The organism is Candidatus Acidiferrales bacterium, from assembly GCA_035515795.1.
Lineage (GTDB): Bacteria > Bacteroidota > Ignavibacteria > Kryptoniales > JAKASW01 > JAKASW01.
Window position 1 is genome coordinate 136,583 of the sequence record DATJAY010000027.1, and the last position, 12,002, is coordinate 148,584.

The following is a 12,002-nucleotide window of genomic DNA, read 5'->3' on the forward strand; positions in this document are numbered from 1 at the left end:
ACGGAATATTTATGTGTTGGGATCCCGCGAGGTGGTGACCGCACACCTTGTGCGATATACTAACGAGCGGGAAAAGTATAACCCCGAAGGGACCGCTTCACAGATTGACGAAAGAATCATCCAACGAAAAAACAAGGGCGGCGGTTAGCTCGGTAATCGCCGCCGTTTTTCTTACTGCATTCAAACTTATCGTAGGAATCACTTCGGGCAGTCTCGGCATCCTGAGCGAAGCTGCTCATTCAGGATTCGATCTCCTCGCGGCCACTACCACACTATTCGCCGTCCGGGCATCTTCGAAGCCGGCTGATGTGGAACATCATTACGGGCACGGAAAATTCGAGAACATATCTGCACTCTTTGAAGCCCTGCTTTTGCTACTGACTTGTTACTTGATCGGTAAGGAAGCCGTCGCGAGACTTTTTTTCAAGAAAGTCTCAATCGAGATTACTGTGTGGAGTTTTGTTGTGATGTTCACTTCTATCATCATAGACTTCACACGGTCCAGAATTCTTTTCCGGGCTGCAAAAAAATACAACAGCCAGGCACTGGAGGCGGACGCCCTGCATTTCTCGACCGATATCCTGAGCTCCAGCGTGGTTATACTCGGCTTGGTTGCTGCAAATTATGGATTTGCTTTCGCAGACCCGGTGGCATCTCTTGGAGTGGCGGTAGTAATCGTTTTTATAAGTTTAAGACTTGGGAAAAGAACGCTGGATGTTTTGGTCGATAGAAGTCCCGAATCCTCATTGGTGGCCAACATCCGCGCGGCGGCGCTGAGCATTAATGAAATCGAGGAAATAAAAAGTTTGAGGGTCAGAGTCGCAGGAGGAAAAATTTTTGTCGATATGGTGGTTGAACTCCCGAGGCTTCTACCGTTCGAGCGTGCTCACTCGTTAGTCGATGAAATCGAAAGCAAGGTGAGAGGAGTTAGAGATGGAGTAGATGTCGTCGTTCACGCCGAACCGATCCCGACTAGCAGGGAAACTGTAGTCGATAAGATAAAGCTTGCCGCCGAGAACGTGGGAGGTAACGTCCACGAAATCGAAGTCTTCTCAACAGAAAAGGGATTCGTCGTTGATCTGCACCTGGAAGTCACGGACGCGGAGACGATCGATTCGGCTCACCGTAAAGCCGACATGCTTGAAAGCGCCATTCGCCGGCAAGTCGAAAAAGTTGACCAGATATTCATACATATCGATAAGCCATCGATGAAACCGAAATATGCCACCACTCCGAATTTGTATGAGACGGATCTACCCGCAAAACTGTTAGATTATGTGAAATGTAAACCCTCTGTCGTAAGGTGCATCAACCTGAATTTCACCGAGAGTGAGTCAGGAATTCGTGTAGCCATGATCTGCCAGTTCGATGAAACTTTTTCACTCGAAGATACCGTTAAAATTGTCAACGAGCTCGAGATGGACATAGTAAAACGATTCCCGCAGATTTCCAGAGTTGTTATTCATCAAGAGCCAGCTTCCTGAATGACCATGCGGCCATATTACACCGATCCTTATACCGTTGATTTTGAAGCTGACGTGCTCGAAATATCCAGGAGGTCCGAGCACTTTGCTGTGGTGCTGGACAAGAGCTACTTTTACCCGACATCGGGCGGGCAGGAGCACGACACCGGAACCATCAACGGCGTAGACGTCGTCGATGTCATAGAAGAAAAAGGAAAAGTTTTTCACCTTTTATCTGAAGAAATCAAGGCCGGCAAAGCCAACTCCAGAATCAATTGGCAGCGTCGATTCGAAAATATGCAGCAGCATACGGGACAGCACATCCTATCGGCGGCGTTTGAAAACCTTTTTGAAATTCAAACCGTATCGAGCAGGCTCGGTGAAGAAATCGGGACAATCGACCTTTCAAGACAACCATCCGATAATGAGACCACTGCCGCCGTCGCAGAAGCAAATAAGATCGTGCGCGAAAATCGCGAAGTCATCATCCATTTTGCCGATCAGTCAACGATAAACTCGTTTAAACTGCGAAAGCCCCCGAAGGTTGAAGGGACGATCCGAATAGTGGAGGTAAAAGATTTCGATTTCTCGCCGTGCGGCGGCACTCATTGTACTCATACTTCAGAAGTGGGTGTAATCCTGACAGGCGGCATCGAAAAGGTCAAAGCATCATTGACAAGAATAGAATTTGCATGCGGGGACAGAGCCGTCAAGCATTATTATGCTTTGCATAAGTCTGCCGCCGAAGGTGCGAGACTTCTCTCAACGGTCGCAACAGAACTTCCTAATGCGATTGAAAAATTAAAACAGCAGATCCAAGAAAGCGGGAGCAGGATGAAAGAGCTGTCCGAGAGAATCCTCGGTACCGTATGTGTACAATACAAACAGCGACTGGAAGGTTCGGCGGAAATTTTTGATGTTTTTGATTTGACCGATGAAGTCACCTCAATAGAGGATTTACGTTACGTTGCGAGCTGTCTATCAAAGCACACCGTGAAAGCGTTTGCCATGTACAAAAATGAAGGCGCCTCTTGCCAGATGAATCTCAGGCTGCCCATGAACGGGGCGGACTCCGTAATGGAGCAGCTTCGAACCGATTATCATGCGAAGGGCGGCGGCAGAAATGGATTTTATTCGCTAAGCCTGGCTAAGAACACACTTGGTGAGGTAATCGAAAAACTCAGAAAGATCCTTCAGAATGGCTGACGCTGGTGTACATTTATTTGTAGACGGGGTAGTGCAGGGAGTTGGGTACCGCTTCTTCGCTGCTCGACAAGCGAGCGTTTACGGACTCAAGGGATTTGTGAAAAATCTGATCGACGGAAGAGTCGAGGTCGTGGCAGAAGGCGAGAAAGGATTGATTGAAGAATTCATCAAAGACTTAAGACGCGGCCCTATCTCATCTCATATAACAGATATCAGAATCGAATGGACAAGCCCGGATTATAAATTTGAAGGATTCGAAATCCTATGAAGATCGGATTTGGGTTCGACGCTCACGAGCTTGTAGAAAACAGGCAACTCAGACTAGGAGGAGTGGTCATCGAGTTTCCAATGGGGCTTCGAGGACATTCCGACGGAGACGTCGTGCTGCATGCGTTGAGCGACGCTATACTCGGTGCTTCCGCAAAAGGAGACATCGGAATTTACTTCCGCGACGATGAAAAGAAGAACGAAGGCATTGACAGTAAACAAATACTAAAATTTGTTCTGAAGGCCGCGGCGGAAAGCGGCTTGAAAATAAACAACATTGACATAGTCGTAGTCGCAGACAGACCCAAACTAAATCCATTTTACGAATTGATTCGCAATTCAATTTCCCGAGAATGTGAAATTTCAATTTCAGACGTTTCCGTAAAATCAAAAACGACCGAGGGAACCGCAATCGCAAAGAGCTCAATTGCCTGCTTTGCCGTGGTTCTGATGAAAGAGCTGTGACTCATCTAAATAATTTAGTCACCGCGTTGAACAGCACGGCACCGATCTATTTTTATCTGACGTTATTCTTTTTTGCATTCCTTGAAAACCTTTTTCCTCCATCACCGAGCGATCTGGTCATAGCATTCGGCGGCTCACTCGTCGGCACAGGCAAGCTGGACATCTTTGCCGCAATTTTCTTCTCAACTTTGGGGAGCACGGCGGGCTTTGTCGTAATGTACTACATAGGATTTTTTCTCGGGAGGGAATTGATAGATACTGGCAAACTAAAATTCATTCCGATGGAAAAAATAAAGACCGTCGAGGGCTGGTTTCAAAAATATGGATACGGTATCGTCGTGGTGAACCGATTCCTGTCGGGCACGAGGGCGGTAATCTCTTTCTTTGTCGGACTATCCGAGTTATCAATCGCAATAACGATTCCTCTTTGTGCAATCAGCGCCCTTACATGGAACTCAATTCTCATCATCGGTGGTTCACTTCTCGGTCGGAATTGGAAACAGCTCGGACATATTCTGAGTCTCTACGGGATAACCGTCGGAATATTTCTATCGCTTTTAGTTGTCTTTTTTGTCGTCAAGTACTATCGGAGGAGAAAACACGCTTAAGAAAATCCTCACAGTTCTTGGAGTTTTTGTTTTAGCAATTATCATATGCTCAATTGCCAACGATCTTCTGACTTACCGCATTGATAGGGAAGCAGGAGTTAATTTTGGCAAGTACCACGAGTATTCAGGAGCGATGCACATACACACTACTTACTCGGATGGCAGCGGATCTTACTCACAAATCGAAAGGATTTGCGATTCTCTCGGACTCGATTTCGCGATTATAACGGACCACAATACAGTTCTGCCGATGGAAGACCACCTTGCCAGTCGTTTTGGTATGACACTGATCGTTCCGGCCGTAGAGATTTCGACCGACGGCGAACACGGTCACTTCCTTGTGATCGGAGACAGCATCCCCATGATCCCGCGCAATGGCATCACGTCCGACGAGGTGTTCCATGATGCGATTTCGAAAAAAGACATGGTGGTCCTCGCTCATGTCTTTCATCCACGCAGCACACTCGATTGGGACAACTGGAGTATCGGAAATTTTACGGGCATTGAGCTCTACAACTTCGATGAAGGCTGGAGAAGTACTCTGAATTTTTTTCGCATCAATAAGTTGATTGGTGCCTACATCTCCTATGGTTTTGAACCGGAAGCGCTCAACTACCTGCTGAGCTATCCCGAAAAAGAGATGCAGAAGTTCGATGAGCTGAATATCAACCGCAAGGTGATCGGCGTGGGTTCATTGGATGCTCATGCAAATGTCAATTTCGGAAAAAGCGTCGCCTGGCATTTCCCGTCATATCAAAGCCTCTTTGAGCTTGTTCACACTGTCATAGTTACAAGACAACCGTTCGATGGTTCATATCATCACGATAGGGAATTGCTGATAAAGGCAATTCGAGATGGGAACATGTTCGTCGGGTTTTCGGGACTGGAACAGGCGCGAGGTTTCTTGTTCACGGCAAGTTCGGATACCAATGAAGTCATGATGGGCGACAGCCTGAGAGTCGAGAAGTCTGCTCGTCTCCATATTGAGATGCCGGACAGCAACGGCGTTGAAACTCAGATTGTTTGGAACGGGGAGATCATAGCAACTTACAATAACGCAAGCTCGATAGATCTTCCGGTTATTCATCCGGGCGAATACAGGATTCAAGCATTCCAGAAAAGGGTGATGCTACCGTTATTTATGAAGAGATCTTTCCCGTGGATATTGTCCAATCCGATTTATATTTACCGCCAACATTGAATGAGAATAATAAAAAGTATCTTTGACAGATCGCTTCTGCTCCCCATTTTTTCCGGATTGCTTCTCGGTTTTTCTTTCCCACCATTCCATTTCGGCTGGCTGGCATTCGTAGGATTCATACCGCTGATCTTTGCCGTAAAGGGAGCAAAAAATTATCGGGAAGTGCTGAAGTTATCTTATTTCGGATTTCTCGTCCTCAATATTGTGGCCATTTACTGGGTTGGCGGCTGGACAAGAGAAAGCGACCCATTCCTGATGATAGGCGGAGCAGCACTCGTTTTCTGCCATCCATTTTTCTTCACGGTTCCTATGCTGGTGTACCATTTTCTGCACAAGAGGTTCGGGGAATTGGCGGTCTTCCTTTTTCCGTTTCTCTATCTTTCCTTTGAGCATTTGCACTCAATAGGTGAAGTCGCCTTTCCGTGGCTTACAATTGGTTATTCGCAATCGTACAACCAAGCAGGAATTCAGTTTTCATCTTTCACAGGACTTTTCGGGATATCTTTTCAAATTTTGCTGGTGAATTCTTTTCTTTATTACTCGCTTACCTCCTGGATGGACAACCGAGGAGCGAAGAAATTCCGAATCGCGCGTTCGCTGTCCATTGCATTGCTCTTGATCGTCATTCCCGAAATCTACGGTGAGATGGTCCTCCGCTCTGCGGGGAAGAATGAATATGCAAACAAGCTGAAGGTCGCAATCATTCAGCCTAATATCGACCCTAATGAGAAGTGGAATGGAGACATAGATCAAATCATGGAAACTTACGAGCAGGAGACATACAAATCGGGCAGTCATGAATCCGATCTGGTGGTCTGGCCTGAAACCGCAATTCCATTTTATATTCTCTTGCCGCAATTTTCTTGTTTTAAGCGCTCGCTCGAATCCTTCTTAGACAGCACGAATACTTCGCTGCTCGCCGGAGTGCCGATCGCCCGCTATTACTCGGACAGCGATAGCGCAAAGCCGAGCAGCCACTTCGATGAGTCCACGCATAGGTACTACGACGCATATAACGGGGCGGCGGTTTTTGAGCCGCACTCAAACGTGTATCAGACTTACGGAAAGATTATCCTCGTCCCGTTTGGTGAACGAATCCCTTACGCTGATGCGGTGCCGTTTCTAATCAAGCCGCTAAACTGGGGAGTCGGCATCAGCAATTGGGCGCGCGGAAAAGACACGACTGTGTTTAGACTCCGAGGCGGACCAACATTCGGCACGGTAATTTGCTATGAAAGTATTTTCCCGAATTACGTCAGGGCATTTGTAGAGAAGGGCGCCGATTTCCTTGTGATTATCACAAACGACGGGTGGTATGGTAAATCTTCGGGACCATACCAGCACGCTGCCTACGCTGTTCTGCGGGCAGTGGAAAATCGAAGAGCCGTCGTGCGCGCTGCGAACACAGGTATCTCGGAGTTCATAGATCCTTACGGGAATTTAATCGGCAAACAAACCAGACTCGACGAAAGAATGACCCTTGAAGAATCGATACCGATATCACACCAGCTAACATTTTACACGATGCATGGAGATTGGATAGCTAATTTCGCAGAAGTTATTTCTGCAGCCGTAATTCTTTTCGGACTTTTTCTTAAATTTAAGAGCAAAAACTAAGGAGATGTTTTACGAAGTACATTGATCTAAGAAGCGATACGGTTACGAAGCCGAATGAAGAAATGCGAAAAGTCATGGCAAATGCAGAAGTAGGAGATGATGTTTTCGGCGAAGACCCGACAGTAAATAAGTTACAGGAAACAGTCGCTGACCTTCTCAGCAAGGAAGCGGCGTTGTATGTCCCCAGCGGCACGATGTCGAACCAGCTTGCGGTCAAGACGCACACCAATCCAGGAGACGAAGTGATCGTCGAGAGGGAGTCGCACATTTTCAATTATGAAACTGCTGCCCCGGCTTTGTTGTCGGGAGTCCAGCTGAATCCAGTTCCAGGTGAGCGAGGAGTGATGACGGCGAGTGCCGTTGAAGAAGCGATCAGACCCGACCTTTATTACATGATGCCGACTAAACTTGTTTGCATCGAGAACACGCACAATCGCGGCGGTGGAACTATTTACCCCCTGAAGCTGATCGACGAAATAAAAAACGTGGTAACGCGGCACAAGCTGAGATGCCACCTCGATGGAGCAAGATTATGGAACGCTTCCGTTGCATCAGGGATAAAGGTCTCCGAGTATGCGAAGCGATTCGACTCGGTCTCAGTTTGTCTTTCCAAGGGGTTAGGTGCACCGGTCGGATCAGTGCTATCCGGCACGAAGGAATATATTGAAAAAGCACATCGATACCGGAAAATTTTTGGAGGCGGAATGCGCCAAGTAGGAGTTCTCGCCGCCGCCGGACTGTATGCAATCGAACATAATATTCAGCGTCTTGCTGAGGACCATGAGAAAGCAAAAGCGTTTGTACGGATTATTTGTGACTCACCCCTTTATGAAGTAAATCTAGATCATGTTGAAACAAATATCATTATTTTCGGAATTAAATCGAGAAGCAATTCATCGGGACCGTCGTTCACGGTAAATAAATTTCTCGCCGACATGAAATCACTCGGAGTTCTCTTATCCGCGGGAAGCGCCGGGAAAGTGCGCGCGGTGACTCACTTAGATGTCTCGATGGGAGACGTGAAGGATGCGGCAGAAACTGTCGCAAAATATCGCGCGGACTGAGAGGGACTGGCTTATTTTAAGAAATCCGATGGAGCTTTCGTAAAATGCTGCAGGTAAACGAACAAATTCCCTCACAATCCGAACTTGAAGAAGCCAAGACCGCGGGATTTACTCATTATCCAATAATCATAGAAGTTCTAGAAGATATTTTCACGCCGGTCGGACTTTACTTGAGGTTGCGTAACTCTCCCAACACCGGACCTTCGATCGGAAAGAACAGCTTCCTGCTCGAGAGCGCGGAAGGAGGGGAGAATATCGGCCGTTATTCTTTCATGGGTACTGATCCATTTGCCACATTCCTTGTCAAAAATGGTACAGTGACAACGACAGTCGGAAGCCATCGAACAACTTCAAAAGCTTCGCCGATATCCGAACTGAGAAATTTCCTATCTAGATTCAAGGTCTTTCCCGCAAAAAATCTTCCGCGATTTTCCGGAGGGGCAGTCGGTTATTTCGGCTACGATTTCGTCAAGTATCTGGAAAATATTCCGATAACCGAATCAAAAAATTCCCTGCCCGAAGTGTTCCTGAATGTTTACGATACGATTTTTGCCGTCGATAATCTGAAGAGAAAAGTTCTCGTAGTTTCCCTCATTCCGCTATCGTCGAACTCTCTGCCAAAGGTCGTGAAGGATCGGTTAACACGCTTGAGAAGAATAATAAAGTTTGTCGAATCGAGCGACCATTCTCGTGAGACGAAGTCATGCAGGATAGGCGAGCCCAAGTTTAATACCACCAAAATGGACTACAAAGGAATTGTCGAGAAGGCAAAACAATACATCATCGAAGGAGATATATTCCAGGTCGTATTGTCGCAGCGCGCAGAATTCAATCTGAAAGGCGATCCGTTCATGCTCTATCGAGGTGTGCGAGCGCTGAATCCGTCGCCTTACATGTTCTACCTGGATTCAACACTCGGCAAGCGCAAACTTGCAATTATTGGTTCCTCACCGGAGATGTTCGTGAGAAAGGAAGGCCGGAAGATAGAAATGCGGCCAATCGCGGGAACAAATCCTCGCGGCAGCACGCCTGAAGAAGATGAACGGCTTACCCGGAAACTGCTCGCCGACGAGAAGGAAAAGGCAGAACATGTAATGCTGGTCGACCTTGGAAGGAACGACATCGGAAGAGTTGCTACAGTCGGAAGTGTTCACGTGGACAATTTCATGCACGTCGAGAAATTTTCTCATGTGATGCACATCGTGTCGGACGTTGCCGGAACAATCGATGGCGGAAGGGATGCAGTGGAGACACTTGCAGCATGCTTTCCAGCCGGGACGCTCAGCGGCGCGCCAAAAGTGAGAGCGATGGAAATAATTTCCGAACTGGAAGAAACCAGGCGACAGGTTTATGGCGGCGCCGTCGGATACATAGACTTTAATGATAACATGGATACGTGTATTGCGATCCGTACCTTTGTCATCGACGGCGACAAAGGCTACTTACAGGCGGGAGCGGGGATCGTATATGATTCTGACCCGGAAAGGGAATACAACGAGACAATAAACAAAATGAAGGCAAACCTCGAAGCGTTAAAACTATTGAGTTAGGTTTCAATAAACGAACTATCAATCATGATTCTTCTAATAGACAATTACGATTCATTCACGTACAACCTGTACCAGTATATCAGCGTGCTCGGGGCAAAAGTTTGCGTGGCGCGGAATGACAAAATTACTTTGAAGGAAATCCATGAAATGAATCCCGAGGCGATAGTGATATCTCCCGGACCAAAGACACCGAGCGAAGCGGGCATTTCCGAAGCTGTGGTGACGGAGTTTTACAGAACGCTCCCGATTCTCGGAGTTTGCCTCGGACATCAGGCGATTGGAGAAGTTTTCGGCGGAAAAATTGTGAAGGCACCGATCCCGATGCACGGAAAGACATCGCAGATAATTCACAACGGCAAGTCGATTTTTAATTCCATGGAAATTCCGTTTGCCGCCACACGTTACCATTCGCTGATCGTTTCGCAGGAGAATCTTCCGGAACAACTCGAGACCATCGCATGGACCGAGGATAACCTTGTGATGGGGTTAAAACATAGAGATTATCCAACGGTCGGCGTTCAGTTCCATCCGGAGTCGGTCATGACCGAAAACGGGAAATCACTTTTAAGAAATTTCATAGACGGGAAAATCTAATAATGAGTATCTCAACAAATCATAACGGCAACGATCGAATGACAGTCTTAGAGGCGCGGCAAAGAGACATCTGGAGAATCTTCAAGGTGATGTCGGAATTTGTCGATGGGTTTGACCTGATGAGTCGAGCCGCGCCGGCAGTTTCAATTTTTGGGTCGGCAAGAATGAAACCGGGGAGCAAATATTATGAGCTGACACGCCAGGTCGCATGCGAACTGGCCAAAACGGGTTATGCGATAGTGAGCGGGGGCGGAGGAGGATTAATGGAGGCTGCAAATCGCGGCGCTAGAGAAGGCGGCGGCCAATCCATCGGGCTAAATATTGCACTGGAGTTTGAGCAAAAGGCAAATGATTATGTCGATCCGGACAAACTGATGACGTTCCATCACTTCTTCGTGAGGAAAGTTATGTTCGTTAAGTACGCGCAGGGATTTGTGGTTATGCCCGGGGGATATGGAACGATGGATGAATTCTCGGAAGCAATAACTTTGATTCAAACACACAAGACCGTGTCGTTTCCGGTTGTGCTGATGGGAAGAAATTATTGGAAAAAACTATTGGAATGGATGCAGGGAACGGCGCTTGAAGAAGGGTGCATCTCCAAGACAGATTTAGACATTTTTCATGTATGCGATGAACCGGATGAAGTGGTACAGATAATCAAGGAATTTGGAATACGCCATGGCTTCGTCACGAACTTCTAATTCCGTTCGGACGCACCCCGGCTCGGGCAAGATTTTCCTGACTCTTTTCCCGATTGCGGTCGCCGCGTTTGTATTCTTGTTGCTCAAAATTGCCCCCCATATCCCGTCATTGAGTCGGATGCAATCAAACAGCGGCGGCCAGGATGTGAGCCGGCTGTCCTCGTATCGCATCCCCGACTCGTTGAACTTTTGCGGAGAGCGAATGCCGCTGGAGATTCCTGACGTGAGAGAGCGAATGGAGCAGGCCTTCTATATGGAATTGTCAGACGCCCAGATAATCCTCGATCTGAAAAGAAGTACGAGATACTTTCCTTATATCGAACAGAAGCTGCACGACACAAATTTGCCTTTAGATCTGGAATACCTTGCGGTTGCAGAAAGCGCTCTGAGAAATGCCGTCTCGAACAAAAACGCATCCGGCATTTGGCAGTTTACTGATGATGAGGCTCGCCGCTACGGACTAAGAATAAATGAGTATGTCGACGAAAGGTTCAACTTCCATAGGGAAACCGACGCTTCGATGAAGTGCCTGACCGATTTGCATTCGAGGTTCGGGAGCTGGGCGCTTGCAGCCGCGGCATACAACATGGGAATCAACGGATTGAAAGCAAGCCTGGATTACCAGATGGTAAATAATTATTACAGTCTCTATTTGAATGAAGAGACATCCAGATTCGTCTTCCGCATCGTGGCGCTGAAACAAATTATGACGAACTACAAGACCTATGGCTTTGATTTATCTCGAGAGGATTTCTACCAGCCGGCAGAAACCAGGCTCGTCGTGGTCGCGCGAATTCCGGACATTGCGCTGTGGGCTAGAAATCAGGGCTCAAGTTACAAAGAGGTGAAATATCTTAACCCATGGCTGATAAATAAAAGTCTGCCTCAGGGAACTTGGGCAGTGGAACTCCCAAAGTATGCGCAACAGGTGATTTTCACTTCATCGTCGCCTGTTATTGATTCATCATTGGAGAAATCAGGTAACGGTGAAAACGGAAGCGGGGGTGTGATTTATGTTGTGAAACGCGGCGATACTCTTGAGAAGATCGCTGCTATCTATGGGGTTTCTGTCACGGAACTTGCATCATGGAACAACCTCAGCTACAGAAGCCACCTGAGAGTCGGCGAGAAGCTAAAAATTATTGTCGGAAATTCAGAACCAGAACAATAAAAACGGTAGCAAAACTTGTCAAGGATTGAGAAACACTTGACAAGATAAAACTTACACAAGGAGGAGTAAAATGAAAGGCGGCTTGTACCACC

12 protein-coding genes are annotated in these 12,002 nt (G+C 47.2%); all 12 read left to right on the top strand.

Annotation, left to right across the window (positions count from 1 at the left end; translation table 11 throughout):
- Positions 1–47: 47 nt before the first annotated feature.
- Genes VLX91_11835 through VLX91_11890 form a run of 12 tightly spaced genes read left to right on the top strand, consistent with a single transcriptional unit; the run spans position 48 to position 11,910 of the window.
- A complete protein-coding gene (locus tag VLX91_11835) occupies positions 48–1,484 on the top strand; it encodes a cation diffusion facilitator family transporter (protein ID HUI30898.1) in 1,437 nt (478 codons plus the stop codon).
- A complete protein-coding gene (locus VLX91_11840) occupies positions 1,485–2,669 on the top strand; it encodes an alanyl-tRNA editing protein (protein HUI30899.1) in 1,185 nt (394 codons plus the stop codon).
- Positions 2,662–2,937: an acylphosphatase gene (locus VLX91_11845; GenBank protein ID HUI30900.1), complete on the top strand. Its 276-nt coding sequence runs from the start codon at positions 2,662–2,664 to the stop codon at positions 2,935–2,937. The genes VLX91_11840 and VLX91_11845 overlap by 8 nt, the downstream gene beginning before the upstream one ends.
- Positions 2,934–3,401 carry a 2-C-methyl-D-erythritol 2,4-cyclodiphosphate synthase gene (ispF, locus tag VLX91_11850; protein HUI30901.1) on the top strand — a complete coding sequence of 156 codons (468 nt, stop codon included), beginning with the start codon at positions 2,934–2,936 and terminating at the stop codon, positions 3,399–3,401. Before VLX91_11845 ends, ispF begins: the two co-directional genes overlap by 4 nt.
- Positions 3,398–4,009: a DedA family protein gene (locus VLX91_11855; GenBank protein ID HUI30902.1), complete on the top strand. Its 612-nt coding sequence runs from the start codon at positions 3,398–3,400 to the stop codon at positions 4,007–4,009. Before ispF ends, VLX91_11855 begins: the two co-directional genes overlap by 4 nt.
- Positions 3,972–5,210: a hypothetical protein gene (locus tag VLX91_11860; GenBank protein ID HUI30903.1), complete on the top strand. Its 1,239-nt coding sequence runs from the start codon at positions 3,972–3,974 to the stop codon at positions 5,208–5,210. The genes VLX91_11855 and VLX91_11860 overlap by 38 nt, the downstream gene beginning before the upstream one ends.
- Positions 5,211–6,827, top strand: a complete 1,617-nt coding sequence (lnt, locus tag VLX91_11865) for an apolipoprotein N-acyltransferase (protein HUI30904.1) — start codon at positions 5,211–5,213, stop codon at positions 6,825–6,827.
- Positions 6,828–6,847: 20 nt separating this feature from the next.
- Positions 6,848–7,891 carry a GntG family PLP-dependent aldolase gene (locus VLX91_11870; protein ID HUI30905.1) on the top strand — a complete coding sequence of 348 codons (1,044 nt, stop codon included), beginning with the start codon at positions 6,848–6,850 and terminating at the stop codon, positions 7,889–7,891.
- A gap of 44 nt (positions 7,892–7,935) precedes the next feature.
- Complete coding sequence (gene trpE, locus VLX91_11875; protein HUI30906.1) at positions 7,936–9,441, top strand: anthranilate synthase component I; 1,506 nt, start codon at positions 7,936–7,938, stop codon at positions 9,439–9,441.
- Positions 9,442–9,465: 24 nt separating this feature from the next.
- The gene (locus tag VLX91_11880) at positions 9,466–10,035 is read left to right on the top strand and encodes an aminodeoxychorismate/anthranilate synthase component II (protein ID HUI30907.1); all 570 of its coding nucleotides are present in this window, start codon (positions 9,466–9,468) and stop codon (positions 10,033–10,035) included.
- Between the two features lie 2 nt (positions 10,036–10,037).
- On the top strand, positions 10,038–10,739 hold the full coding sequence (locus tag VLX91_11885) for a TIGR00730 family Rossman fold protein (GenBank protein ID HUI30908.1): 702 nt from the start codon (positions 10,038–10,040) through the stop codon (positions 10,737–10,739).
- On the top strand, positions 10,717–11,910 hold the full coding sequence (locus VLX91_11890; GenBank protein ID HUI30909.1) for a transglycosylase SLT domain-containing protein: 1,194 nt from the start codon (positions 10,717–10,719) through the stop codon (positions 11,908–11,910). Before VLX91_11885 ends, VLX91_11890 begins: the two co-directional genes overlap by 23 nt.
- The last annotated feature ends 92 nt before the right edge of the window (positions 11,911–12,002 follow it).